This is a genomic window from Blastococcus sp. TML/C7B (genome assembly GCF_016612845.1).
Lineage (GTDB): Bacteria > Actinomycetota > Actinomycetes > Mycobacteriales > Geodermatophilaceae > Blastococcus.
In genome coordinates, this window is sequence record NZ_JAEOAA010000001.1 from 2,502,523 (window position 1) to 2,527,870 (window position 25,348).

23 protein-coding genes and 3 pseudogenes are annotated in these 25,348 nt (G+C 75.7%); 15 read left to right on the forward strand and 11 right to left on the reverse strand.

The annotated features are described in order from the left end of the window. The first annotated feature begins 10 nt into the window (after positions 1–10). The 6 genes from JKP76_RS12125 to JKP76_RS12150 all read left to right on the forward strand — a co-directional run bounded on the left by JKP76_RS12125 (position 11) and on the right by JKP76_RS12150 (position 5,176). Positions 11–697, forward strand: coding sequence for an SGNH/GDSL hydrolase family protein (locus JKP76_RS12125; RefSeq protein ID WP_200491046.1), 687 nt, complete (start codon positions 11–13; stop codon positions 695–697). 51 nt (positions 698–748) lie between these two features. Further along, positions 749–976: a DUF4177 domain-containing protein gene (locus JKP76_RS12130; protein WP_200491047.1), complete on the forward strand. Its 228-nt coding sequence runs from the start codon at positions 749–751 to the stop codon at positions 974–976. 55 nt (positions 977–1,031) lie between these two features. After that, on the forward strand, positions 1,032–1,400 hold the full coding sequence (locus tag JKP76_RS12135; RefSeq protein WP_200491048.1) for a hypothetical protein: 369 nt from the start codon (positions 1,032–1,034) through the stop codon (positions 1,398–1,400). 127 nt (positions 1,401–1,527) lie between these two features. Then, complete coding sequence (dxs, locus tag JKP76_RS12140; protein WP_200491049.1) at positions 1,528–3,447, forward strand: 1-deoxy-D-xylulose-5-phosphate synthase; 1,920 nt, start codon at positions 1,528–1,530, stop codon at positions 3,445–3,447. Between the two features lie 82 nt (positions 3,448–3,529). Then, positions 3,530–3,727 (forward strand): thiamine-binding protein, encoded by a 198-nt coding sequence (locus JKP76_RS20970; RefSeq protein WP_309232931.1) that lies wholly within the window; start codon positions 3,530–3,532, stop codon positions 3,725–3,727. A gap of 342 nt (positions 3,728–4,069) precedes the next feature. Then, on the forward strand, positions 4,070–5,176 hold the full coding sequence (locus JKP76_RS12150) for a sugar ABC transporter substrate-binding protein (RefSeq protein ID WP_200491050.1): 1,107 nt from the start codon (positions 4,070–4,072) through the stop codon (positions 5,174–5,176). A 315-nt stretch (positions 5,177–5,491) separates the two neighbouring features. Here JKP76_RS12150 and JKP76_RS12155 read toward each other — a convergent pair whose 3' ends face one another. Then, positions 5,492–6,739 (reverse strand): ribonuclease D, encoded by a 1,248-nt coding sequence (locus JKP76_RS12155; protein ID WP_200491410.1) that lies wholly within the window; start codon positions 6,737–6,739, stop codon positions 5,492–5,494. Between the two features lie 94 nt (positions 6,740–6,833). Further along, positions 6,834–7,454, reverse strand: a complete 621-nt coding sequence (locus tag JKP76_RS12160) for a DUF3000 domain-containing protein (protein ID WP_200491051.1) — start codon at positions 7,452–7,454, stop codon at positions 6,834–6,836. Positions 7,455–7,569: 115 nt separating this feature from the next. Here JKP76_RS12160 and hemE point away from each other — a divergent pair. From hemE to hemG, 3 genes and pseudogenes are all read left to right on the forward strand, one after another. Then, positions 7,570–8,632 (forward strand): annotated as a pseudogene (hemE, locus tag JKP76_RS22490) (uroporphyrinogen decarboxylase). Next, positions 8,629–8,757, forward strand: a pseudogene (locus JKP76_RS24050) (FAD-dependent oxidoreductase); the annotation flags it as partial. The pseudogenes hemE and JKP76_RS24050, both read left to right, overlap by 4 nt. A 337-nt stretch (positions 8,758–9,094) precedes the next feature. Continuing rightward, positions 9,095–10,003, forward strand: a complete 909-nt coding sequence (hemG, locus tag JKP76_RS22495; protein ID WP_309232932.1) for a protoporphyrinogen oxidase — start codon at positions 9,095–9,097, stop codon at positions 10,001–10,003. Between the two features lie 20 nt (positions 10,004–10,023). Here the strand turns inward: hemG and JKP76_RS12175 are convergent, their stop codons facing one another. Further along, positions 10,024–12,867: an AAA family ATPase gene (locus JKP76_RS12175; protein WP_200491052.1), complete on the reverse strand. Its 2,844-nt coding sequence runs from the start codon at positions 12,865–12,867 to the stop codon at positions 10,024–10,026. Positions 12,868–13,600: 733 nt separating this feature from the next. On the opposite strand from JKP76_RS12175, the gene JKP76_RS12180 reads away from it, so the two are divergent. The 3 genes from JKP76_RS12180 (at position 13,601) to hemQ (ending at position 15,118) form a co-directional block, all read left to right on the forward strand. Further along, positions 13,601–14,113 (forward strand): YceI family protein, encoded by a 513-nt coding sequence (locus tag JKP76_RS12180; protein WP_200491053.1) that lies wholly within the window; start codon positions 13,601–13,603, stop codon positions 14,111–14,113. A 77-nt stretch (positions 14,114–14,190) separates the two neighbouring features. After that, positions 14,191–14,346: a hypothetical protein gene (locus tag JKP76_RS12185; protein WP_200491054.1), complete on the forward strand. Its 156-nt coding sequence runs from the start codon at positions 14,191–14,193 to the stop codon at positions 14,344–14,346. Positions 14,347–14,401: 55 nt separating this feature from the next. Next, positions 14,402–15,118 (forward strand): hydrogen peroxide-dependent heme synthase, encoded by a 717-nt coding sequence (gene hemQ / locus JKP76_RS12190; RefSeq protein WP_200491055.1) that lies wholly within the window; start codon positions 14,402–14,404, stop codon positions 15,116–15,118. A gap of 93 nt (positions 15,119–15,211) precedes the next feature. Here hemQ and msrB read toward each other — a convergent pair whose 3' ends face one another. The 3 genes from msrB to JKP76_RS23485 are packed head-to-tail and all read right to left on the reverse strand — an operon-like array spanning position 15,212 to position 18,445. Next, the gene (gene msrB / locus JKP76_RS12195; RefSeq protein WP_200491056.1) at positions 15,212–15,628 is read right to left on the reverse strand and encodes a peptide-methionine (R)-S-oxide reductase MsrB; all 417 of its coding nucleotides are present in this window, start codon (positions 15,626–15,628) and stop codon (positions 15,212–15,214) included. A 44-nt stretch (positions 15,629–15,672) separates the two neighbouring features. Continuing rightward, positions 15,673–16,332 (reverse strand): response regulator transcription factor, encoded by a 660-nt coding sequence (locus JKP76_RS12200; RefSeq protein WP_200491057.1) that lies wholly within the window; start codon positions 16,330–16,332, stop codon positions 15,673–15,675. Next, positions 16,325–18,445, reverse strand: coding sequence for a sensor histidine kinase (locus JKP76_RS23485; RefSeq protein ID WP_200491058.1), 2,121 nt, complete (start codon positions 18,443–18,445; stop codon positions 16,325–16,327). The genes JKP76_RS12200 and JKP76_RS23485 overlap by 8 nt, the downstream gene beginning before the upstream one ends. Before the next feature lie 179 nt (positions 18,446–18,624). Here JKP76_RS23485 and JKP76_RS12210 point away from each other — a divergent pair, with 179 nt between their 5' ends. Together JKP76_RS12210 and JKP76_RS12215 are read left to right on the forward strand one after the other, a co-directional pair. Further along, positions 18,625–19,263 (forward strand): hypothetical protein, encoded by a 639-nt coding sequence (locus tag JKP76_RS12210; protein WP_200491059.1) that lies wholly within the window; start codon positions 18,625–18,627, stop codon positions 19,261–19,263. Positions 19,264–19,337: 74 nt separating this feature from the next. Further along, positions 19,338–19,814: a hypothetical protein gene (locus tag JKP76_RS12215; RefSeq protein ID WP_200491060.1), complete on the forward strand. Its 477-nt coding sequence runs from the start codon at positions 19,338–19,340 to the stop codon at positions 19,812–19,814. Between the two features lie 77 nt (positions 19,815–19,891). Here JKP76_RS12215 and JKP76_RS12220 read toward each other — a convergent pair. Beyond that, a pseudogene (locus tag JKP76_RS12220) lies at positions 19,892–20,096 on the reverse strand (cold-shock protein). 125 nt (positions 20,097–20,221) lie between these two features. Continuing rightward, positions 20,222–20,707: a hypothetical protein gene (locus JKP76_RS12225; RefSeq protein WP_200491061.1), complete on the reverse strand. Its 486-nt coding sequence runs from the start codon at positions 20,705–20,707 to the stop codon at positions 20,222–20,224. Positions 20,708–21,011: 304 nt separating this feature from the next. Between JKP76_RS12225 and JKP76_RS12230 the strand changes: the two genes are divergently transcribed. Further along, positions 21,012–21,485 carry a PilZ domain-containing protein gene (locus tag JKP76_RS12230; protein WP_200491062.1) on the forward strand — a complete coding sequence of 158 codons (474 nt, stop codon included), beginning with the start codon at positions 21,012–21,014 and terminating at the stop codon, positions 21,483–21,485. A gap of 188 nt (positions 21,486–21,673) precedes the next feature. Here JKP76_RS12230 and JKP76_RS12235 read toward each other — a convergent pair whose 3' ends face one another. From JKP76_RS12235 to JKP76_RS12245, 3 genes are all read right to left on the reverse strand, one after another. Then, complete coding sequence (locus JKP76_RS12235) at positions 21,674–22,537, reverse strand: ATP-grasp fold amidoligase family protein (protein ID WP_200491063.1); 864 nt, start codon at positions 22,535–22,537, stop codon at positions 21,674–21,676. 74 nt (positions 22,538–22,611) lie between these two features. Further along, the gene (locus JKP76_RS12240) at positions 22,612–23,673 is read right to left on the reverse strand and encodes a DNA polymerase domain-containing protein (RefSeq protein ID WP_200491064.1); all 1,062 of its coding nucleotides are present in this window, start codon (positions 23,671–23,673) and stop codon (positions 22,612–22,614) included. A gap of 37 nt (positions 23,674–23,710) precedes the next feature. Then, complete coding sequence (locus JKP76_RS12245) at positions 23,711–25,279, reverse strand: alpha/beta hydrolase (protein ID WP_200491065.1); 1,569 nt, start codon at positions 25,277–25,279, stop codon at positions 23,711–23,713. Positions 25,280–25,348 lie beyond the last annotated feature (69 nt).

Sequence of the window (25,348 nt, forward strand, 5' to 3'; positions counted from 1 at the left end):
CGGCTCGCAGGTGACGCGGGGGCGCTGGGCGGTCGTGGCCGCGGTCGTCGTGCTGCTCGTCGCGGGCGGCGTCGCGCTGTGGCGAGCGCAGCAGGAGCCGCCGCTGTGCGAGGGGGCCCGGGAGGCCCGTGACGCGCTGCTGGAGCGGCCCTTCGCCGGCGGGGACGCGCGGTCGGTGTTCGTCGTCGGCGACAGCTACAGCCAGGGCACCGGCCCCGACGGCCCCGACGGGGCCTGGCCCGCGAGGCTCGCCGCGCTGGCCAGGGCGACGGTCACCGTCGACGGCATGAGCTCCACCGGCTACACGACCGGGGGCTTCTGCGAGGGGGAGCCGGTCACCTACGGCGACCGGCTGGCCGGGGACGACCTGGACGGCGCCGACGTCCTCGTCCTCCAGGGCAGCGTGAACGACGGGCTGGCCGGGGACCCGGACGCGGTCCGGTCCGCCGCGGGCGACCTGCTCGGCGAGGTGGACGACGTCGGGCGGGTGCTGCTGGTGGGCCCGCCCGACATCCCGGCGCTGGAGCCCGCGCAGCTGCAGACCATCGACCGCGGGCTCGCCGACGCAGCGGGGGAGCACGGTGCGACCTACCTGTCGCTGCTGGGCGCGGGCATCCCGATCGGCGACGACGGCGTCCACCCCACCGACGCCGGCCAGCAGCGCATCGCCGAGCTGGTCGCCACGGCCCTGGGCTGACCGGGCCCGCCCACCGGGGCTGCCGCGCGGGCCGTTGGCTACCGTTCAGGGGTGCCCACGTGGGAATACGCCTCGGTCATCACAGCCAACGATGCGGAGTCGCAGCGGGCCGGAGTGAGCGTCAAGCTCCCCGGCGGGACGTCGGAACGTCAGCAGGGCGACACCAGCACCGTGCTCAACCGCCTCGGCTCCGAAGGGTGGGAGCTGGTCAGCTACCACTCCAGCGGCGCCGGGACCTGGGGCTTCGAGCAGTTCTGGCTGAAGCGCCAGAAGCCCTGACCGGCTGACGCGCACCGGTCGAACGCGTGTTCGACCGGTGCGGCACACTGGTGCGGTGGACGCGACGGTGCCGCCGGGCTGGCCGGACGAGGTCCGCCCGCCCGGTGCCCCCGACTGGGAGCGGACGGCGGTCGCCTGGCTCTACGACCTGGTGCCGCCGGACTACCGCGCCCACGAGGTGCTGCGCCGGTACCCGGTGCTGCTGGCCCGCTTCGCGGCCGACCACGTCGCGGCCGGGCTGGAGGCCGCCCGGGCCGGCTGGCGGACGGTCCGGGTCGAGCTGGTCGACCAGCTGCCGCCGGATGCGATCGAGGGCGCGATGCGGGCGTACGAGCGCGAGGGCGCCCGGCTGGCCGCCGCGGCGCGCGGCGTCGAGGTCGTCGGCGGCGCGTTGCGCGGGGAGCGCTGGGTACCGCGGCTGTGAACCCGCGGGTGTGAGCTGCGTCCGGGCCCGCCTCCGGACCGGAAGAGATCGACATCCGCACGTACAGTTGACCGGCGGCTGCACGCACTGCCGCACCTGCCGCCCATGGAGAGGAAGACACCGCATCGTGTCGCTCCTGCGATCGCTCGCCGGCCCGGAGGACCTCCGCGCTCTCGCCCCCGAGCAGCTGCCGGTCCTCGCCGCGGAGATCCGCGACGCGCTGGTCACCAGCGTGGCGAAGACCGGCGGCCACCTGGGCCCCAACCTCGGCTGCGTCGAGCTGACCATCGCGCTGCACCGGGTGTTCGACTCACCCACCGAGCCGATCGTCTTCGACACCGGCCACCAGTCCTACGTGCACAAGATGCTCACCGGCCGGGTCGAGGACTTCGACCGGCTGCGCCAGCGCGGTGGCCTGTCCGGCTACCCGAGCCGCGCGGAGAGCGAGCACGACTGGGTCGAGAACAGCCACGCCTCGACGTCGCTGTCCTACGCCGACGGGCTGGCCAAGGCCTACGCCATCCGCGGCGACTCCCGCCCCGTCGTCGCCGTCATCGGCGACGGCGCGCTGACCGGCGGCATGGCCTGGGAGGCGCTGAACAACATCGCCGCCGCGCAGGACCGGCCGGTCGTCATCGTGGTCAACGACAACGGCCGCTCGTACTCGCCGACGATCGGTGGTGTCGCCGACGCGCTGGCCACCCTCCGGCTGCGCCCCGGCTACGAGAACGCGCTGCTGCAGGTGCGCCAGGCGCTGCACCGCGCGCCGGTCCTGGGCTCGGCGCTCTACGACGCGCTGCACGCGATCAAGAAGGGCCTCAAGGACGTCCTGTCCCCGCAGGGCATGTTCGAGGACCTCGGCATGAAGTACGTCGGCCCCGTCGACGGGCACGACATCGAGGTCATGGAGTCCGCGCTGCGGCGGGCCCGCTCGTTCGGCGGGCCGGTGATCGTGCACGCCGTCACCACCAAGGGCTACGGCTACGCGCCGGCCGAGACCGACCAGATCGACGCCTGGCACGCCACCGGCATCTTCGACCCCGACAGCGGCGCCAGCGTCCGCAAGACGGGCCTGGCCTGGACCGACGCCTTCTCCGACGAGCTGGTCCGGGTCGGCGCCGAGCGCGCGGACGTCGTCGCCATCACCGCGGCGATGCTGCACCCGACCGGCCTGGCCGCCTTCGGCGAGCGGTTCCCCGAGCGCACCTTCGACGTCGGCATCGCCGAGCAGCACGCGCTCACCTCGGCCGCGGGCCTGGCGATGGCCGGGATGCACCCCGTCGTCGCCGTCTACTCGACGTTCCTCAACCGGGCGTTCGACCAGCTGCTCATGGACGTCGCGCTGCACCGCCAGCCGGTGACCGTGGTGCTCGACCGCGCCGGGGTGACCGGTGACGACGGCGCCTCGCACAACGGCATGTGGGACATGTCGATCCTCTCGGTCGTGCCCGGCGTGCACCTGGCCGCCCCGCGCGACGAGGCGACGCTCCGCGCGGCGCTGCGCGAGGCCGTCGACATCTCCGACGGGCCGTCGGTCATCCGCTTCCCCAAGGGCGTGCTGCCGCCGGACCTGCCCGCGCTCGAGCGGCGCGGCCCGGTCGACGTCCTGCGCCGCGGCGAGGCCGCGGACGTGCTGCTCGTCGCCGTCGGCTCGATGGTGCCGATGTGCCTGGCCGCCGCCGAGCGCGCCGCCGACCACGGCATCGGCGTCACCGTCGTCGACCCGCGGTGGGTGCTGCCGGTGTCGGAGGACCTGGTGCAGCTGGCCGCCGGCCACCGGCTCGTGGTCACCGTCGAGGACGGCGGCCGGGCCGGGGGTGTGGGCACCACGCTGACCCAGGCGCTGCAGGACCGCGAGATCGACGTGCCGGTCCGCGCCCTGGGCCTTCCGCAGCAGTTCTTCGACCACGGGTCGCGCGGGCAGGTGCTGGCCGATGTCGGCCTCACCGAGCAGGACGTCGCCCGCCGGATCGCCGAGTGGAGCGCGAAGCTGGGGGAGCGGACGGAGAACCACGTCGTCGAGCCCGTCGACGGCGCCCAGCAGTGATCATCGCGGAGATCCAGGTGGCGCCCTCGCCGCCCGGCACGCCCGATGACCCGCACGCGCACGTCGAGGCCGCCGTCGCGGGGTGATCCAGGCCTCCGGGCTGCGGCACGAGGTCGGCGCGCTGGGCACCACGCTCGAGGGCGAGGCCGACGAGGTGTGGGCGACCCTGCGGGCGGCGCACGAGGCGATGCTCGCCGCCGGCGCGACCGGTGGGCTCTCGCACATCAAGGTCGCGTCGGTGAACCGGTCGATGGACAGCCTCACCCGCAAGTTCCGCTGACCGCCCGGCGCGACAGCGCCCACCGTCCCCCGCCACGATCAGGGAACCTGATCGTCGAGCGTCCTCCCTCACCGTGCACCACGAGGGAGGACGCTCTGCCGTGAGGGAGGACGCAGGGAGCGAGGCGCGGCCGGAGCACGCGCGGAGCGGATCGCGCCGTCGGCGCCGCCGGGCGGCCACGCCACCGTGGGGTCGTCCTGGACCAGGGGCAGCACTGCCCAGGCGGGCGCGGGTCACGATCGCGCATCGCGTGCACTGTGTGGTTGCGGTCACACTCCCGGCACCGCAAAATGTGAGCCGCGGGAATTTGGCTGCAACCCCAACTAAAGGCGGGTCCACCTCATGGCGCGCCGGAGCACCCTCACGACGGCGATCGCCGCCACCCTCCTCCTGGGCCTGGCGGCCTGCGGATCGGATGACGACGGCGGCGACAGCGGCGGCGGTGGTGGCGGCGGCGGGGGTGACTCCGCGGGCAAGGTCGGCGTCATCCTCCCCGACACCGAGTCCTCCGTCCGCTGGGAGAACTTCGACCGCCCCTACCTCGAGGCGGCCTTCGAGGAGGCCGGCATCGAGTACGACATCCAGAACGCCGAGGGCGACGCCCAGCGGCAGGCCACCATCGCCGAGCAGATGATCACCGAGGGCGCCACGGTCCTGGCGATCGTGAACCTGGACTCGGCCTCCGGCGCGCAGATCCAGGAGTCGGCGGAGGCCGAGGGCGTCCAGACGATCGACTACGACCGGCTCACGCTCGGCGGATCCGCGGCGTACTACGTCTCCTTCGACAACGAGGAGGTCGGCCGCCTGCAGGGGCAGGGGCTGGCGAAGTGCCTCGAGGACAAGGGCGTCACGCAGGGCAACATCGCCTTCCTCAACGGGTCGCCGGACGACAACAACGCCACGCTGTTCTCGGGCGGCGCCCACGAGGTGCTCGACCCGATGACGCAGTACACGCAGGTGGCGGAGCAGGCCGTGCCCGACTGGGACAACCAGGAGGCTGCGACGATCTTCGAGCAGATGTACACGCAGAACGGGAGCAACATCCAGGGCGTCCTGGCCGCCAACGACGGCCTGGCCAACTCGGTGATCCAGATCCTGGGTCGGAACAACGCCGCCGGCGCCAACAACGTCACCGGTCAGGACGCCACGGCCGAGGGGCTGCAGAACATCCTCGCCGGCGACCAGTGCATGACGGTCTACAAGCCGATCCGCGACGAGGCCAACGCGCTGGCCGAGCTCGCCGCCGACCTGATCAACGGCGACGAGGCCGAGACGTCGGGCACCGTCACGGACCCGGAGGGCGACCGCGAGGTGCCCTCGGTCCTGCTGACGGGGATCTCGATCTTCCGGGACAACGTCAAAGCCGTCGTGGACGACGACTTCGTGACCGCCGACGAGCTGTGCACCGGTGAGTTCGCCGCCGCCTGCGACGAGCTCGGGATCGAGTAGCCGCATGACGTCCGCCGGGGCACCCCTCGGGGTGCCCCGGCGCTGTCGCATCCGCAACCAGCGCGACGAGAGGCCCGGCGTGTCCGAACCGACCGGCCGTCCCGAGGACGGCACCGGCTGACATGCGGCGGCTCTCGTCGCTGCGGACCCTCGCGGCAGGACCTCGGGCGCGCCGTGCTGCGGCAGCGTCGCCGGGCGAGCACGGCGGCCTCCCTCACCGCAGCGCGTCCTCCCTCACCGCAGCGCGTCCTCCCTCGCGGTGCACCGTGGGGGAGGACGCGCTGGGATCAGGTCACCTGATCCCAGCGCAGGGCGTCAGGCGCGGGTGGCGGCCTCGGTCAGCAGGTCGGCGGTGAGCTCGATCTGCCACTGCCGGGCGCCGCCGGCCCGGAGCGCCTCGACGACGGCGTCGCGCTCGCGGGGCGCCGGCGGGTGCCACATGAGCCGGCGGACCAGGTCGGGGGAGACCACGTTCTCCACGGGGACCGCGTGCTTCTCCGACAGCTCGGCCAGCCCGGCGCGGGCCGCCTGCAGCCGCGTCGCGGCCGCCGGGTCGCGGTCGGCCCAGCGGTTCACCGGCGGCGGGCCGTCGCCGGTGCGGGTGTGCGGCGGCAGCTCGTCCTCGGGCAGCGCCTTGCCGCGGGCCAGGGCGGAGAACCAGTGCGCGACCAGCCGGCGGTTGGCCCGGCCGCGGAACACCGGCAGCTCCAGCAGCGCGCCCTCGTTCTTCGGGTCGGCCTGCACCGCGGCGACCATCGCGGAGTCCGGCAGCACCCGGCCGGGGGCGACGTCCCGGCGGCGGGCGAGCTCGTCGCGGGCCTCCCAGAGCGCGCGCAGCATGCCCAGCTGCCGGCGGCTGCGCAGCCCGTGCACGCCCGAGGTGCGCCGCCACGGGTCGGCCTTGGGTGCCGGCGGGCCGGTGGCCAGGATCGCCTCGAACTCCTGGCGCGCCCACTCGGTCTTGCCCTGCTCCTCGAGGATCGCGGCGAGGGCGTCGCGCAGGTCGACCAGCACCTCGACGTCGAGGGCGGCGTAGACCAGCCACTCCTCGGGCAGCGGCCGGGTGCTCCAGTCCGCCGCCGAGTGCCCCTTCTGCAGCGAGAAGCCCAGCAGCGATTCGACGACGGCGCCCAGGCCCACGCGGGGCAGGCCGGCGAGGCGGGCGGCCAGCTCGGTGTCGAACAGCCGGCGCGGGGCCAGGCCGATCTCGGCGAGGCAGGGCAGGTCCTGGTTGGCGGCGTGGAGCACCCACTCGGCGTCGCCGATCGCGTCCTGCAGCAAGGAGAGATCCGGCAGGGGGACGGGGTCGACCAGGCCGCTGCCGGAGCCGTTGCGGCGCAGCTGGACCAGGTAGGCGCGCTGGCCGTACCGGTAGCCGGAGGCCCGCTCGGCGTCGACGGCCACCGGGCCGGTGCCCTCGCGCAGTGCCTGGGCGTACTCGACCAGCTGGGTGGAGTTCTCGATGACCGGCGGCAGGCCGTCGCGCGGGGCGAGCAGCGGGACGGCGGTGGACTCCTCCGCGCCGTCGTCCGTCGCCGGCCGGGGAGTGGGCTCGGTGCTCAGTTGCCGTCCACCTTCTCGCCGGAACTCGTCGGTCGGGCCCGGGCGGACGCCCGAGTGCCGCTACCGATGTTAGAGAGTCGCGCCGGCGGACCGGTCAGCGACTCTCCCCGCCCGGTCCCAGCAGGCGGACTCCGGGTGGCGGCAGGCCGGCCGCGTTGGCCAGGACCTGGAGCCAGGCGGTGAGGTGCTTGTCGAGCGCGGTGTCCCCGGCGGTCCAGGAGGCACGCATCTCGACGTCGACGGTGTGCTCCGGTCCGGCGAGCTCGCCGAAGCGGGTCGAGGCGGTGCGGGTGACGGTGCCCCCGACGGTGGCGTGCGCGGCGCCCGACTCGGCCAGCGCGTCGGTCAGCCAGCTCCAGGCCACCTCGGAGAACATCGTGTCGTCCACGAGCTCCTCGTCGGTCTCCGCGGAGAGGTAGCCGACGCAGCGCGTGGTGCCGTTCCAGGTCTCGTGGCCCTCGGGATCGTGCAGCACGATGAACCGCGCGCTGGCGATCTCGACGTCCTCGTCGCCGTCGCGCTCGCTCACCGAGGCGCCGATGGCGTGCGCGAAGGGCGCCAGCCGCTGGGGGGCCGGGATCTGCTCGAGGACGATCTCCGGACGGGCACGCACTCCCGCCAGCGCCTCCAGCGCGGCGCGGAACGCGGCGGGCACGTCGTCTGCGCGCGCGTCCTTGCCTCGGTTCCCGGCATCGGCCAGGATGGGCGGCTCCACGAGCGCAGGGTAGGTCGCCGGCTAGCACATCGCGCCCGACGCGCCGCAGCGGCACCCGACTCGCCCGCGACGCGCCGGGAACACGTCCGCACCGGGTCTGGGAGACTCGACCCCCGTGACCTCCGTACCCGCCCCGGTCCCGTCGACGTCGCCGGCCGACTCCGACCTCGTCCGCGCCGCCCGAGGGCTGCCGGTCAGCCGCACCCCGGTGTGGTTCATGCGCCAGGCCGGGCGGTCCCTGCCCGAGTACCGGAGCCTGCGCGCCGGCACCGCCATGCTCGAGGCCTGCCAGGACCCGGACATGGTCACCGAGATCACGCTGCAGCCGGTCCGCCGGCACGGCGTCGACGCGGCGATCCTCTTCTCCGACATCGTGCTGCCGCTGCTGGTCGCCGGTGTGGACCTGGAGATCAAGGCGGGCATCGGCCCGGTCATCGCGGACCCGGTCCGCTCGGTCGCCGACGTCGACGCGCTGCCGGGCCTCGAGCCCGAGGCGCTGGGCTTCCTGCAGACGGCGGTGCGCCAGCTGGTCGCCGAGCTCGGGCCGACCCCGCTGATCGGGTTCGCCGGGGCGCCGTTCACCCTCGCCACCTACCTCATCGAGGGCGGCCCCTCCAAGGAGCACGCCCGCACCAAGGCGTTCATGTACGCCGAGCCCGAGGCGTGGAGCCGGCTGCTGGACAAGCTGGCGGTCTCCGCGGCGATCTTCCTGCGGGCGCAGGTCGACGCCGGAGCGGTCGCGGTGCAGCTGTTCGACTCGTGGGCCGGTGTCCTCTCGGCCGCCGACTACGCCGAGCGGGTGCTGCCCTTCTCGCGGTCGGTGTTCGACGCGCTCGGCGACCGGGACGTCCCGCGCATCCACTTCGGCGTGGGCACCGGCGAGCTGCTGCCGCTGATCGGCGACGCCGGTGCCGACGTGGTCGGCGTCGACTGGCGGATCCCGCTGGACGAGGCGGCCCGCCGGGTCGGCCCGCACCGCTCGCTGCAGGGCAACCTGGACCCCGCGGTGCTGCTGGCCGACCGCGCCACCGTCGACCGCGAGGTGCGCCGCGTCGTCGAGCAGGGCCGGGCCGCAGCGCGGGCACGTCTTCAACCTCGGCCACGGCGTGCTGCCCGACACCGACCCCGGCGTGCTCACGCACGTGACCGAGCTGGTCCACGAGCTCACGGCCCGATGACGCGCCGCCGCCTGGTCGTCGTCGGCGCCGGGATCACCGGTCTCACCGCCGCCTTTGAGTGGCGTCGGCGCCGGCCCGACGACGAGATCGTCGTGCTCGAGGCCGGGGACCGGATCGGCGGCAAGCTGCACCGCGTCGAGCTGGCCGGGCAGTGGTACGACACCGGCCCCGAGGCGATGCTCGCGCGGGTGCCCGACGCCGTGGAGCTGGTCGAGGCGCTGGGCCTCGGCGACCGGCTGGTCGCGCCGGCCACCACGCAGGCCTCGGTGGTGCTGCCCGACGGCCGGCACCCGCTGCCGCCGGGAACGGTGCTCGGCGTCCCCGCCTCGGCCGAGGGGCTGGAGGGCTTCCTGTCCGCCGACGGCGTCGCGCGCGTCCGCGCGGAGGCCGACCTCCCAGCCGGTCCGGCTGGACGGCGACGTCGCCGTCGGGGCGCTGCTGCGCGAGCGGCTCGGCGACGAGGTGGTCGACCGGCTGGTCGAGCCGCTGCTGGGCGGGGTCTACGCCGGCCGCGCCGACGAGTTGTCGCTGCAGGCCACGATGCCGGCCCTGGCCGCGCACCTGCCCCGCGCCGGCTCGGTGCTCGGTGCCGCGGCCGCGGCCCGCGACGCCGGCATCCGGAGCCGCGGCGACGCCGACGGCCCGGTGTTCGTCACCGTCGCCGACGGCATCGGCGCGCTGCCCGCCGCCCTGGTCGCGGCGTCCGGGGCCGAGGTGCGGCTGCGCACCCCGGCCCACGGCCTGCGCCGGACGGCGACCGGCTTCGAGCTGTCGATCGGCTCGGCCGCCGAGCCCGAGCTGCCCGGGGCCGACTCGGTGATCGTGACCGCGCCGGCGGGCAAGGCGGCCCGGCTGCTCCGGGACGTCGTGCCGGGCGCGGTCGAGCCGCTGCTCGGCATCCCGTACGCGTCGATGGCCGTCGTCGCCATGGCCTTCCCCGCCCAGGAGCTCGCCGCCGGGTCGGGGCTGCTCGTGCCGCCGGTGACCGGCCGGCTGGTCAAGGGCGTCACGGTGTCCTCGGCGAAGTGGCCGCACCTGGGCGGCGAAGCGCTGCTGGTCCGCTCCTCGGTCGGCCGGTTCCGCGCCGAGAGCGACCTCCAGCGGGACGACGACGAGCTGGTGGCCGCCGTGGTCGCCGACGTCGCCGACCTGCTCCGGCTGTCCCGTCCCGAGCCGCTGCAGACCGAGCTGGTCCGCTGGGGCGGCGGGCTGCCGCAGTACCTCGTCGGCCACCCGGGCCGGGTCGCGGCGGTGCGCGCGGCCGTCGCCGGGGTGCCCGGGCTCGAGGTGGCCGGCGCGGCGTTCGACGGGGTGGGCGTGCCCGCCTGCATCCGCGACGCCCGGCGGGCGGTCGGCGCGCTGCTGGGCTGACGGGCCCGGGCGCTGCCGGGCTAGCCCCGGGCCGAGGTCAGCACCGCGATCTCGGTGCGGTTGGCCGCACCCAGCTTGGTCAGGATGTTGCGCACGTGGCTCTCCACCGTGCGCTCGGAGAGCACCAGCTGCTCGGCGATCTGCCGGTTGGTGAGCGCCGCGGCGACCAGGCCGGCGATCTCCCGCTCGCGGACGGTCAGGGGATCGGCCGCCCGCCCGGCGGCGCCGGCCGCGTCGGCCAGCTGCGCCGCGGTCCGCGCCGGCCCGGGCATCCCGAGGCGGAGGGCCTCCTGCCGGGCCGCCCGCGCGAGCGCCCCGGCCCGGGGCAGATCGCCCGGCCGCGCCCGGCGCAGCAGCGCGCCGGCCAGGCCGGTCCGGTCGTGGACGAGCGCCGGCCGCGCACCGGTCCCGGTGTCGACGTCGAGGGCAGTTCCGAGGTGCGCCACCGCCTCGTCCAGGGCGCCGCGGACGACGGCCAGCCGCCCCAGCAGCCCGGCCGTGGCGCCGCAGCCGTACACGCCGGCGCCGCCGGCCGCCAGGGGGTGCGCGGCGATGAGGCCGGCCAGCACCTCGGCGGTCGCCGGGTCCTCGAAGGCCTCGACCAGGGGGACCAGGCTGGTCGGCACCCCGCTGGACGCGGCGAAGTCCGGCTCCGCCAGGCGCCGGCGCAGCTCCTCGTACCGGACCTGCGCGTCGTCCCGGTCGCCGCGCAGGAACGCCACCAGCGCCCGGGTCACCAGGACGATGGGGATGTCGCCGGCGAGGTCGAGCAGCTGGAGGGCGTCGTCGTCCCAGAACTCCGGGTCCCCGGTGATCAGCGCGTGCTGCAGCAGGAACGCCCCGGACATGCCGGCGGTGGACATGTCCTGCGCCAGTTCCCGGGCGCCCAGGTCGCGGGCCTGCTCGTTGAGCGCCAGTGCCTCGGGGAACCGGCCGACGAGCGCGGCCACCGACGCGCGCAGCCGGAGGTCGTGCCAGCGCACCAGCGGCAGCCCGGTCCGCCGGGCGAGCGCGGAGATGCGGGCCAGCTCCTCCTCGGTCGTGGCCAGATCCCCGGTCTCCAGCGCCGCGTCGATCCGCCACTTCGCGCCCCACAGCTCGACCAGGGGCTGACGGGTCGCGGCGGCGTGCTCGATCGCCAGCAGGCCCAGGCGCAGGCGTTCCTCCGGGGGCAGCGCGTCGACGCTCACCTTCATCCGGGCACGGACGGCGTCGAGGACGGCCTCCGGGTCGCCCGCGCCCTCGGCCAGCTCCAGCGCGGTCGCGGCCAGCTGCGAGGAGGTGCCGAGCCGGCCGGCGTCCGCGTGGGAGGAGGCCATCTGCGCGAGCAGCCGGGCGCGCACGGCGGGGGAGGCGGCCACCTCGGGCTCGGCGAGGGCGCGCTCGCAGAGGGCGATCGCCGCGGGCGGGAAGCCGGGCGCCGCGACGTCGTGGACGGCCAGCGCCGCGGCCACCAGCAGGTCCGCACGGTCCGGCCCGTCCGCGGTCTCGGAGGCGGTGACGGCGTGCGCGAGGCCCTCCGCGAAGCGCCCGGCGCGGAACTCGGTGCCGGCGACCTCGACGAGCAGGGCGGCCCGATCCGCGCCGTCCCAACCCGCCCGTTCCGCGGCGTCGAGCGCCGTGCGCAGGAAGGTGGCCGCCTCCTCGAACGCCAGCGACCGCGTCGCGGCGGCGGATGCCCGGCGCGCCCACGCCGCCGCGCGGGCGAGTGCGTCGGTATCGGCCGAGGCCCGGAGCCAGTGCCCGGCGACGACGCCGGCGCTCGTGTCGTCCACACCGACGGTCGCCTCCCACGCCTCGGCCACCCGTCGGTGCAGGGCCTCCCGGTCGCTGGGGGCGAGGTCGGCGTAGATCCCGTCGCGGACGACGGCGTGCACGAAGCGACGGCGTCCCGGGCTGCCGGGCACGGTCGTCAGGACGCCGGCGTGCACGGCGTCGTCCAGGGCCCGGTGCACCTCGTCCTCCGGCCGCTCGGCGACGGCGGCCAGCAACCCCGGGCGCACCTCCTCGCCCAGCACCGCCGCCACGGTCAACAGCCCGACCGTCTCCCCGGGCAGGGCCGCCAGCGCCGCCCGGACCGCGGAGCGCAGCGCGGCGGAGGCCGGCGCGTCGTCGGGCGTGCCGCCGGCCGACGCGAGCGCGCGCAGGTAGAGCGGGTTGCCGCCCGAGCGCCGGTGCACGACGTGGACGGTCCCCGGTGCGGGGACGGCCGGACCGACCGCCGTGAGGTACCGGCGGACGTCGTCCTCCGCGAGCGGGGTGAGCTCGAGCACGTCGGTGCCGGGCCAGCGGAGCAGCTCCGGCAGCGCCTCGCGCAGCGGCGACCCGTGCGGGCCGGCCGGTTCGCGGTAGCTGCCGAGGACGAGCAGGTGCGACCGGTGCAGCTCGGCCGCCAGGTGGACCAGCAGGCGCAACGAGGTGGGATCGGCCCAGTGCAGGTCCTCGAGGACGACGACGAGGCCGCCGGGTCCGGCCGCGGCGACCAGCGCCTCGGTCGCGGCCGACACGAACCGGAACCGGGCGGCCTCCGGGTCGGCGGCCTCGGGGTGCCGGTCGACGGCGGCGAGGGCGTCGCCGACCGCCGTCGCCACCTCCGGCCGGGCCCGCAGGACCCGCCGCCACGGCCACAGCGGCGGGGCGCCGGGGTCGTCGACGCAGCGCCCCCAGACGACCGGGACGGGCACCCCGTCCAGCGCCTCCTCGACCGTCCGGGTCTTCCCGATACCCGCCGGGCCGGTGACCAGCACGAGGCCGCCCGCGCCGGCCCAGGCGCCGTCGACGGCACCGCGGAGGCGGGCCAGCTCGACGTCCCGGCCGACGAAGGGACCCCGGTGCGCGCCCGGGGGAGGCCCGGCGTCCGCCATGCCGGGAGCATCCCACCGCCCGCCGGGTCTGCGTACCGGAATTGCGTACCGGAGGTCAGTGGCAGCACGGATGCCCGTGCCCGGCCGCGGGCGGAGGGTCGACCCGTGCCGGACCGGTCGGCGGTCCGCTCGGCAGGAGGAGGATCCGTGAACGCCACTCTCCACCGGTTCCGGCGGTGGCCGGACGAGGACGCCGGGACCTGGGCGCGCGGTCTGCTCGCCGGGATCAGCGGCGACGGGCAGGAGGACGCCTGCGTGCTCGGCAGGCTGGACGGCGCGGACGGCGCGCTGCTCGTGCTGTGGCGGACGCCGGCGGACGCCGCCGCGGTCCGCGTGCCGGACCCCGGCTTCCTGGTGGGCTCCGGCAGCTACGAGCTGCTCGAGCGCGTCGCGGGCTCGGCGGCCGGCTCGGCGCCGGAGTTCGCCCAGGTGCTGTGGTTCCCCGGCGGGAACGCGGCCCGCACCGACGCGCACGTGCGGGCCGGCCGCGAGCGCATCGATCCGGCGATGCGGACCGTCAGCGGCGTCGTCGTCACCTACGTGCTGCGCGGCGCCGACGACGCCCTCGTCGTCGTCACGCTGGTCACCGGCCTGCCGGTCCTGGAGGACATGCGGCGGGCCGTGTTCGCCACCGACCTGCTGCCGTGGGAGGACCCGGCGCTGCGCTCACCGACCCCGAGCGGGTCGACGTCGACCGGGTGCTGCACGCGCGGCTGGCCACGGGGGTCCGGTCGTGACCGCGGCCCCGCGGACGGCGATCCGGGCGTACCGGGTCTCGGACAGCCGCACGCAGGTGCGCTTCACCGTGCGCAACGTCGGGATCCCGGTGCGGGGCTCGATCCCGGTGAGCCGGGGGGAGGTGCACGTGGACGCCGGCGGCGCCCCGGTGCGGGCGCGGGCGGAGTTCGAGCTCGCCGGCCTGGACACCGGCATCACCCGCCGGGACGCCGACCTGCGCCGCGCGCGGTTCCTCTCGGTGGACCGGCAACCGGTGATGGTCTGGAGCTGCGAGCGCTTCACCCGCAGCGCCGACGGCTCCTGGCTCGCGGAAGGCCGGCTGACGGTGCGCGGGACGGCGACGCCGCTCGCGGTGGCCGGCGTCGCCGAGCCGGGGGAGGGCGGCACGCTGGTCCGGGCCGCGGCGACGCTGGACCGCACGGCCGTGGGGATCCGGGCGCCCCGGCTGCTGGTGGGCCGGGTCGTGCGGATCGAGATCGACGCCTGGCTGGTGCCGCTGGCCCGCTGATCGCCCGCGGGGGCCGTGGTGCGCGCCACGGCCCCCGGGGGGGATGCCGCGCGGACGGTGGTGCGTTCCCAGTTGACGTGAGCACCACCCACGACCCGGAGCACCCGGACCGCCCGACCGCACCCCGCCCGCGTGCACCCCGCTGCCTGCGCCACTCGTTCTGGCTGGCCGCCTGCGACGACTGCCGCCGGGCGCATGCCCACCTGCTCGCGGGCCGGCCCGCCCTCCGGTGAGCCGCCCCACCCACCTCGTCGCCGGCGGCTGCCCGGCGCGGGGGATGATGGGCGCATGACCGAGCAGACCGAGGAACGCAGCATCGGCAAGCGGGCGAACGAGCTCAACGCCAGCATCCGCTACACGATGTGGTCGGTGTTCCGGCTGGCCCGGCCGCTGGCCGACGAGGCGCGCTCCTCGGCCGCGGACGAGGCGGCCGCGCTGATCGACGAGCTGGCCGGCAAGGACGTCGTCGTCCGCGGGACCTACGACGTCGCGGGCCTGCGGGCCGACGCCGACGTCATGGTGTGGTGGCACGCCGGCACCCCCGAGGCGCTGCAGGAGGCCTACACCCGGTTGCGCCGCACGGAGCTGGGCCGCCACCTCGACCCGGTCTGGTCGCAGATGGCGCTGCACCGCCCGGCGGAGTTCAACCGCAGCCACATCCCGGCGTTCCTCGCCGACGAGGAGCCGCGCCGCTACGTGTGCGTCTACCCGTTCGTGCGCTCCTACGAGTGGTACCTGCTCCCGGACGAGGAGCGGCGCGACATGCTCAAGGAGCACGGCATGCAGGCCCGGCCCTACCCGGACGTGCGGGCGAACACCGTCGCCTCGTTCGGCCTGGGCGACTACGAGTGGATGCTCGCCTTCGAGGCCGACGAGCTGCACCGCATCGTCGACCTCATGCGCGACCTGCGGGCCAGCCGCGCCCGCCGGCACGTGCGCGAGGAGATCCCGTTCTACACCGGCGTCCGCAAGCCGATCGCCGAGCTCGTCCGCGACCTCGCCTGACCCCGCTCCACCGCGGAGGAGCAGCTCCCCGGATACGCATGAGGGTGGTCTCCCGACGTCGGGAGACCACCCTCAGGCGCATGCGGGTGCGGGTTACTCCGCGGGCTGCAGGCGGATGCTCACGCTGTTGATGCAGTAGCGGTCGCCGGTGGGCGTCTGCGGGGCGTCGTCGAAGAGGTGACCCAGGTGGCTGTGGCAGCTCTTGCACAGCACCTCGGTGCGGATCATCCCGTAGCTGCGGTCCTCGCGGAGGACCACGTTGTCCTCGCTGGAGGCCTCGTAGAACGAGGGCCAGCCGCAGTGCGAGTCGAACTTGGTCTCGGACCGGAACAGCTCGGCGCCGCAGGCGCGGCACTCGTAGACGCCGACGGTCTTGGTGTCGACGTACTCACCGGTCCAGGCGCGCTCGGTGCCGGCCTGGCGGAGCACCGCGTACTCCTCCGGCGTCAGCTGCGCGCGCCACTCCTCGTCGGTCTTCTGCACCTGGGGCTGCTGGGAGGAGGTCGTCATACCCGGACGAACGGGCGGCGCCGGACCGCCATTCCCGGCGCCGCTCAGCGCCCGAGCCCGGCGTCGCGGGCGCGGACGATCGCCTGCGCCCGGTCGGTGACCTGCAGCTTGGCCAGCACGTTCGACACGTTGTTGCGGACCGTCTTCGGCGACAGGTACAGGGCGGCGGCGATCTGGGCGTTGGAGCGGCCGGCGGCGACCAGGTCGAGCACCTCCCTCTCCCGCGCGGTGAGCTGCGGGAAGGCGGTCTGCGGACCGGACGGCCCGGCGGTGAAGAACTCCGCGATCCGGCGGGCCAGCGCCGCACCGAACACCGCGCCGCCGCTCGCGACCGTGGTGATCGCCCGCACCACCTCCTCCTGGTCGGCCCCCTTGAGCAGGTAACCGCGGGCCCCGGCGCGGACGGCGGAGAAGACGGTCCCGTCGTCCTCGCTCATGGTCAGCACCACCACGCCGGTCGACGGCGACTCCGAGGTGATCGCCCGCGTCGCCGCGATCCCGTCCGTGCCCGGCATCTGCACGTCCATGACGACGACGTCCGGCTGCTCCTCGCGGGCCAGCCGCACCGCCTCGGCGCCGTCGGCAGCGGTGCCGACGACGGCCAGGCCGGGCACCGAGCCGAGCAGCATCGCCAGGCCGTCCCGGTAGACGGGGTGGTCGTCCACGACCAGCACCCGCAGCGGGCCCTCGTCCGGTTCAGCCATGCCGATCGCCGTCCCCTCCCACGGGCAGCACCGCCCGCACCACCGTGCCCCCGTCGGGCGGGCACTCGACCGTGCAGCTGCCCCCGAGCTCGGCGGCCCGCTCGCGCAGGGACACCAGACCCACCCCCGCGGGCGCGTCCGGCGGGATGCCGATCCCGTCGTCCACCACCGAGACGACGAGCGCGCCGTCCGCCCGCTCCAGCGTCACGGCGACCCGCGAGGCCCCCGCGTGCCGCCCCGCGTTGGCCAGCGCCTCCGAGGCGATCCGGTAGGCGGCGACCTCCACGGCCGCGGGCAGCTGCGCGGTGCCGCTCGCGGTCACGGTCACCGCCACGGCGGGCGGCAGCACCCCCTCGGCCTGCTGGCGCACCGCTCCGGTCAGCCCGAGGTCGTCCAGCGCGGGCGGGCGCAGGTCGTGCACGAGCCGGCGGACGTCGGCCAGCGCCGCGGCGACGTCGTCCCTGACCCGCCGCAGGACGGCGTCGGCCTCCTCGGGCCGGTCGGCGGCCAGGTTGCGGGCGGTGTCGATGCGCAGCACCACCGCGCCGAGGGTGGGCCCGAGCCCGTCGTGCAGATCGCGGCGCAGCCGGCGCCGCTCCTCCTCGCGGGCGGCGACCAGCTGCTCGCGGCCGGCCTGGAGCTGCGCGGCCAGGGAGCCGGCGCGGGCGGCGGCGGCCGCCTGCCGCACGACGTCGGCGAGCAGCCGCTCGTCCCGGGTGAGCAGGGAGGCGCGGACGCCGTGCCGGGGGAGCAGCAGCCGGCCGACCGGCTCCCCGCGATAGGCGATCGGCAGCGCGCGGACCGCGGCCGGCCGCTCGCCGTGCTCGGCCAGCACCCGCTCGCCGTCGGCGGAGGAGACCTCGACCCCGACGTAGGGCGACCGGAACGCCTCGGCGACCGCCGCCGCGACGGCCATGAGCTGCTGGTCGGCGTCGTCGCTGCGCTCGAGCCGCTCGGCCAGGCCGGAGACCACGCGGTAGGGGTCCTCGCGCTCGCCCAGGACCCACCGCCGCACGAGGCGCCACAGCGCGGCGCGCAGCGGCACGTAGCCGACGGCGAGCAGCAGCAGCGTCAGGAGCACCGCGTCGCGCCGGCCGCGGTCGCCGACGAGCACGCCGGCCGAGCCGAGCACGAGGAGGTCGAGGACGACGACGCCGGCCGCGAGCCCGCCGTAGACGAGCGTGCCGCCCAGCAGCCGGTCGATGTCGACCGCCCGCGGCCGGAGGAGGCCGACGGTGACGGCCAGCCCGGTGAGGCCGACGGCGACCGCCAGGTCGACGCTGATCCGCGTCGACGGGAAGAGCAGCGCGCCCAGCATCACCATCGCGTCGACGACGCCGGCCCAGAGCAGCCAGCGCATCCGCCGCCGGTCCTCGCCGGTGGCGGCCCGCAGCCGGTGCACGACGACCGCGAGCGGCAGCAGGATGCCGACCGCGCCGAGCGGGAAGGCAAGGTGCAGCAGCGGCAGGACCACCGCCTCCGGCAGCGGCACGCTGGTCGGGTCGAGATGCAGGCCGAGGAAGGCCTCGGGCATCTCCGTGCCGGCCCGCCGGTCCAGGACGTCGGCCGGCGTGGTCACCACCAGGACGGGGAGCAGCGCGGTGCAGCCGAGCGCGAGCAGCGCGACCGCGCGCCACCGCCCGGCGGGCAGCCGACCGTCGGGGTAGAGCAGGAGCAGCAGGGGCAGGCCCAGCAGCAGCCAGGCGCCGAACCGCTGAACGAACCAGAACGCCAGGGAGGCGCCGGGCAGTGCCGGGTCGGACTGCACCGCGTAGGTGAGCCAGGACGAGGCCAGCCCGTCGAGCGCCCAGAACAGCGCGGCGGCGGCGACCACCCAGGAGACGGCGTTGCGTGGCGCGCGGCTCACCAGCAGCGCGCCGGGAACGGCGAGGAGCAGCCCGGACAACCCGATCTCCCAGCCGGCTCCGGAGTCGACCGCCTCCCGGGCGGCGTGCGGGGTGGCGAGGTCCAGAGCCGCGCTCCCGGCGACGGCCGCGAGCGTGACGGCCGCCGTCGTCCAACCCAGCACGGCGAACCTGGGCTCCGGCCCGGCGTCCGACGGCGGCGGAGGTGCCACGGGCGGGGCGTCGTCGGCGGGTGTCCGGACCTCCACGCGCGGATCATGCCGGGTTCGGCGTCCCGGCGGACAGGGGCGCGGTGTCCCGGATCGGGCGGGACACGGACGGGCCGGATCCGGGCCGCCGGGTCACTGGCTGCCCGGGACGCCGGCCCGCGACGGTTCTCCCAGCGGTGCCGCAGGGGCACCGCCCCTGCTGCTCGGAGGACCGATCGATGTCCGTCAACACCAGCCCGGCGCCCGCCCGGACCGACACCGCCGCCGTGTCCGCGGGGCCGGTGACCGACCCGCTGCGGCCGATCCGGCTCGGCGGCCTGGCGATGGCCGCCGGCGCGGCCGCCTGGGCGGTCGGGTCGATGCTCACCTACGACGTCGACCCGGCCGGCGAGTACCCGCTCTACTACAAGGCGAGCTCGCTGCTGTTCCAGCTCGGCCTGGTGGCGCTGGTCAGCGTCCAGCTGCGCACGCGGGCCACCGGCACCGGGCGGCTGGCCCGGCGGCTGCTGCACGCCGAGCACGTGCTGCTGGGCCTGGCGATCGTGTCCTCGATCCAGTGGATGGTGGCGCCCGACGTGTCGGAGGACGCCTTCTGGCTGGCGCTGGACGCCTTCTGGCCGTTGTCGATGCTCGGCATGGCGGCGATCGGCATCCGCATCGCGATCGCCGGCCGGTGGCGGGGGCCGGCGCGGGTCTGGCCGGCTGTCGCCGAGACGTGGCTGCTGTTCATGATCCCGGCGATGGCCCTCGTGGGCGACGAGGCGAGCGCCTTCGTCAGCGCCGGCCACCTGCTGGTCGGCTACACCGCGCTCGGCGTGATCCTGGCGGTCCGGCCCGAGCTGACCCTCCCGCGGTGACGCGGACGGTGCCCCGCCCTCGTGACCCCGGGGCGGGGCACCGCCGTGTGCACGGCAGCGGGGAGACTGGCGGGGTGACCCCGCCGTCCTCGCCGCCCGACCGGCCCCTGCCCGACACCTGGTTCACCCGCGACCTGCCCGTGCTGCGGGCGATCGCCCGCCTGGTGGACGCCCCGGAGCACGGCGGGTCGCCCTACCTGCTCGGCGCCGTCGTCCCCGCGAGCGGCTTGCCCAAGGCCGACGTCGTCGTGGCCGCCAAGGCGCTGGCGGCGGGGGGCTACATCGAGCCGCTCACGAACCACGCCGGGGAGATCGTGCGGATCACCGCGATCTCGGCCGAGGCGCGGCGGCTTGCCGGGCTCTGGCCGACCCCGCAGGGGGAGTGGGACCGGCTGCTCGAGCAGCTCGCGGCGCGGGCGGCGAACGCGCCGACCGACGTCGAGCGGCAGCGATGGGGGGCGTTCGCCGACGCCGCCGCTGCGGTCGGCGAGGAGGCGGGAGCGCTGCTCATGCAGTCGCTGATCGGCGGGTACGTGCCCCGCGCCCGCTAGGTCCGCGCAGGACCCCTGCGAACGGCAGCGCCCCCGCCCGGAGAACCGGACGGGGGCGCTGCGTGCTGATCAGGTGATCAGAGCGGGGTGACGTTCGCAGCCTGCGGGCCCTTCTGGCCCTGCTCGATGTCGAACGCGATCCGCTGGCCTTCATCGAGCGAGCGGTACCCGCTGGACTGGATGGCGGAGTAGTGGACGAACACATCAGGTCCGCCGCCCGTCGGGGGTGGCGAAGCCGAACCCCTTCTCGGCGTTGAACCACTTGACAGTTCCTTCGGGCATTGCTCGCTCCTTGCTGAGGTGGTGCATCGGGGTCCTGCCATAGCGCAGGGCCTTCCCGACGGAGAAAGCCTAGCGGCTGCTGCACCGGTGCGACCAGGGCTGTGGGACCTGGGAAAACGCGCCGGTCAGATCCGGCGGCCACGGCGGTCGGGCAGCGGCGGTGCCGGCGTGGCCCCGCGGGCGTAGGACGGCCCGACGTAGGTGAAGCCCGCCGGCGCGGTCTGCGCGGACAGCGCACCCGGGGCAGGGAGCGCTGTCCGGTCGGGCGCCACGGGCGGGGCCGGGGCGGTCTGCGCCTCACCCGGAGCCGGGGAGCGACGGGTGCCGGGGCGCCAGGAGGTGACCCCGACGACCTCGGCGACGGGGAGGGCGGTGGCCTCGGCGAGGGCCTGCTCACGGCGCCACCGCACCATCGAGCGCCCCCACGCCTCGAGCGCGAGACGACCGGCCAGCAGGACGGCGGCGGCCACCGCGAGGACGAGCACCGCGTCGACCAGGCCGGCGGCGACGTCCAGCCCGCTCACTCCGGTCCAGCCCGCCGATTCGAACCGCCGGGCCACGGCCAGGAGGAGGGTGAGGACGACGCCGTACGCCACGAGCGCGTGCTTCATCCCGCCTCCTCCGCCGGTGCGCCGCCGGGGTGCCCGGCGTCCTGCCTGCGACCAGCGTTGCCCGTGATCGCGCGGAACAGGCACCTGCGGAGGGCGCCGTCACCCCGAGGAGGGACGGACGTGTGCCCGCGAGGTGCTTGCGTGCCGGGCGCGGATGAGTGAGCGTGTGCGGGCGTTCTGCGACGCGGGGGCGGTCCGGCCGGCGCTCCGGCTCGTCCCCGACCACGGAAGAGCTCCCGATGCCCTCGCTCGTCGCGTCCCCTCCGCGCTCCGCCGTCCCGGCGCGGCGGCTCCCCCCCCCCCCGTGACCGACCGCCCGGACGCGCCCGACCCCTCCACCTTCCGCCCGCAGGAGGGCATCCGCGCCGACGTCACCCTGGTGGCACGCGGCGCCACCTGCGGCTCGCTGGTCGAGGCCTCCACCGAGTTCGCGATCGCGGTCCGGCCGGACTGGAGGACCGAGGTCGCCCCCGGCGACGCCGTGGAGCTGTACTGGACCGGCACGGGCGGGGAGCGGATGCTGCCCGCGCGCATCGCCCGTGCCGAGGCGGGCGGTGACGGACCGGGCGGCGCACCGCGCTGGCACCTGGCGGCCACCGGCCCCGCCGAGCGCGGCCAGCGGCGCGCGGCGGTGCGCGGGCGGGTGGCCCTGCCGGTGTACCTGCCGTGGTCCGACGGTCAGCTGGTCGGCGAGACGGTCGACCTCAGCGAGGCGGGCATGCGCGTCCTCGTCGACGGTTGGGGCTGCCCCCAGAGCCCGGCACGCCGATCCAGGTGAGCGTGACCGTCGAGGAGGACGTCGTCGTGCACCTGCGCGGCGAGGTCGTCCGGCACGGCCGCTCCGGCCTGCGCTGGCTGCTGTCCCTGCGCTACGGCGACCTCCCCGAGCGGGACGCGGACCGGCTCCGCAAGCGGGTCTTCCAGGCGCTGCGCGCAGAGCGCGCCCGCGAGGAGTGCCCGCCCCGGTCAGCGGCCGCGCTGCCCGCCGGCACGGACCGACCGGCGGGGAGGCAGCTGCCACAGCGCGCCGAGCCGCCGGTCCAGGTCCGGGTCGAAGCGGGCCAGCCCGGCGCCGGGGTAGGGGGTGAGCTCGCTGAACCAGACCTCGCCGTCGAGGTCGTAGAGGTCGACCCGGATGAAGTCGAACGCCGCGCCCAGCGTCTCGGCGATCTCGAGCATCCGCGGCAGCGATGCCGGGGGAGGGGACACCGGGCCGGGCGCGACGTCCTCGGTCACGTCCACCGGCGTCCAGTCCCGGGTGTACAGCCGGCGGCGGTGCTCGCCCCACCGGCCGGTGTCCACGTGCACCAGCTCGACCCGGCCGCCGAAGACCAGGAACTTGTGGTCGGCCGGCGGGGCGTCGGACCCGAGGAACTCCTCGACGAGCAGCAGCCGCCGGGCCTGCGTGTACACCCACTCGCCCTGCTTCCGGAACAGCGGCTCGTCCAGCCAGCCCGCGGTGATCCGGCGCAGCGCGTCGACGTCGGGCCGGCCGGTGGCGACGTGCACCCGCCCCGACCCGTGGTTCGGCTTCAGCACCCACTGCTCCGGCAGCTCCGCGCCGGCGAGGTCGGCGAGGTCCGTGCCGGACCAGAGCACGGCCGGCACCCGCACCGCCGGGCACGTTGCGGACGCGTACGCCTTCATCGCCAGCTTGTCGCCCAGCCGGCCGATCAGCGGGCGGCGGTCGTGGACCACCCGCCAGTTCACCTTGTCGGTGAACGTCGTCCGCCCCGGTCGACGGCCGTGCGCCTCGTGGAACAGCACCGCGCGCTTGAGCCGGAGGGGGAGGCGGACCAGCACCGACCGGGGCAGCCGCCAGCCCGACACCACGCCTCCTCCGGCCGCACGTGTCGGCAGCACCCCTCGTCGTCCCGCACAGTCTGGTCCACCGGGGTCAGGTGTCAGTCGTCGGCCGGCTTCTTCGCCCGGCTGGGCTGCACGCGCATCGGCTCGCCCGGCATCTTCGGGTAGTCGGGGGGATAGGGCAGGTCGCCCAGGCCGTCGTCCGCGGCCTGGCGCTCGGCGAGCTCCAGCAGCGGCTCGATGCCGAAGGCGTGGTCGGCCAGGCCGGCGTGCTTGTCACCGACGGCCGCGAAGCGCGCGGGCATGGTGAGGACGTCGAAGTCGAACGGCGTCACGTCGGGCAGCTCGTCCCAGTCGACGGGCGCCGACACCGGCGCGTGCGGCTTGGGCCGGATCGAGTACGCCGAGGCGATCGTGCGGTCCCGGGCCATCTGGTTGTAGTCGATGAAGATCTTCTCGCCGCGCTCCTCCTTCCACCACGACATCGTCACGCGGTCGGGGAGGCGCCGTTCCAGCTCCCGGCCGAAGGCGATGACCGCCCGCCGGACGTCGGTGAAGGTCCAGCGCGGCTGGATCGGCACGTAGATGTGCACGCCGCGCCCGCCGGAGGTCTTGGGCCAGCCCTCCATGCCGAACTCGTGCAGCAGCTCGCGCACGTGCGGGGCGACCCACACCGCGTCGGAGAAGTCGGTGCCCGGCTGGGGGTCGAGGTCGATGCGGATCTGGTCGGGCTGCTCGACGTCGGCCTTGTCCACCGGCCACGGGTGGAAGGTGAGCGTGCCGAGGTTGGCGCACCACGCGACGACGGCGAGCGAGTCCGGCGCGATCTCGTCGGCGGTGCGCCCGCTGGGGAAGGTGATGTGCGCCGTCGGCACCCACTCGGGCGCGTTCTTGGGCACCCGCTTCTGGTAGAACGCGTCGCCGGTGTTGTCCACCCGCGTGGAGAGCCGGGCGCCCTCGAACACCCCGCCCGGCCAGCGCTCCAGCGTCGTCGGCCGGTCCTTGAGCGCGAACAGGATGCCCTCGCCGACGGCGAGGAAGTACTCGACGACGTCGATCTTCCGGATGCCCTTGTCCCCGAAGTACGGCTTCTCCGGGTTGGAGATCCGCACCTCGTGCCCGGCGACGTCGAGGATCACCGCGTCCTTGCTGCTCGCCATGTGCGGGAGGGTCCTCTCGTCGGCCGGGCAGCGAGTGTCACGCAGGGCAGGTGAGGCCGTCCACCGGAACTACCAGGTCGATGAGGTAGGCGTTCACCGCGTCGTTGACGCACTGGTTCTTCGGGTACGCGGTGTGCCCCTGGCCCTGCCAGGTCAGCAGGACGCCGGCGGTGAGGTCCTCGGCGAGGTTCACCGCACCCGGCAGCGGGGTCACCGGGTCGCCCTGGTTGCCGACGACGAGGATCGGCGCGCTGCCCTCGGCGTCGACGGTCGGCAGCGGGGTGCGGTCGGCCTCCCACGGGGTGCAGTTGTACAGGCCGGCTGCGGCGTTCGCGCCGAACAGCGGGTACTCGGCGTCCCACTCGGCGGCCAGTGCGCGCACCTCGTCGGTGTCGACCTCCTCCTCGGTGTCCGCGCAGTTGATCGCCAGGTTGGCGTCGAGCAGGTTGGAGTAGCGACCGTCCTGCAGCCGCCCGGAGTAGCTGTCGGCCAGGGAGAACAGCCCGGCGGCGTCGCCGGCGCGGGCGGCGGCCAGCGACTGGGAGAGCTGCGGCCAGGTGCGGGTGTCGTAGAGCCCGGCCTGGATCGCGGTGAGGACGACGCCCGGCGTCGCCTGCCGGGTCTCGCCCTCCTTGGTGCTGGCGATGGGCGCCTGCGAGGCCTGCAGCATCAGTTCGTCGACGAACACCCGCGGGTCGGCGCCGAGCGGGCAGCCGGCGATGAGGCCGGTGCAGTTCTGCGCGAACGCGTCGAACCCGGCCTCCAGCCCGGCCGCGCGGGCCTCACCGGCGGCGCGCAGGTCCGCGTCGGGGTCGACGGCGGCGTCGAGCACGAAGGCCCGCACCCGGTCGGGGAACAGCTCGGCGTAGGTGGAACCCAGCGTCGTGCCGTACGAGTAGCCCAGGTAGGTGAGCTGCTCCTCGCCGAGCGACTGGCGGATCAGGTCCATGTCGCGGGCGGTGTCGACGGTGTTGAAGGCGCCCAGCGCCGCGGGGGACTCATAGCGCTCGGCGCAGCCCTCGGCCACCTCGCGGGCCAGGTCGAAGACGCTGTCGAGCTGCTCGGCGCTGGTCGGCTGGGGCTCGGCGGCGACGATCCGGTCCTTGGTGGCGTCGGGGATGCACTCGACCGGCGAGGACGACGCGACCCCGCGCGGGTCGAAGCCGACCAGGTCGAAGCGGCGCAGCACGTCCTCGGGCAGGGTGAGCGCCAGGCCGAGCGCGGCGTCGAGGCCGGAGGCGCCCGGGCCGCCGGGGTTGACCACCAGCGAGCCGATCTTCTCCGTCTGCTGGGGGTGCACGCCCCGCACGAGGCGCAGCGGCAGCCGCTCGCCGCCGGGTTCGTCGTAGCTGATCGGGACGGTCACCTGGCCGCACTCGAACGTCATGCCGCGCTCGCTGCCGGGCCGGCCGGCGAGCAGCGGCTGCAGCAGGTCGTTGCAGTCGGTCCACTCGATCGGCTCCGCCGTGGGCTCGGCGGGGGCGCTGCTCGCGGAGGTCGTGGCCTCCTCGTCGCTGCCGCCGTCGGAGGTGCAGCCGGCCGCCAGGAGGGTCAGCGCGGCGAGCAGGCTGGGCAGGACGGCTCGCCGGCCGTGGTGCAGAGGCATGATCACGAGCCTAGGAGGCTCGCGGCGACCCCGCAGACGAGCACCGCCCCGCGCGGCCCGAACCACCCG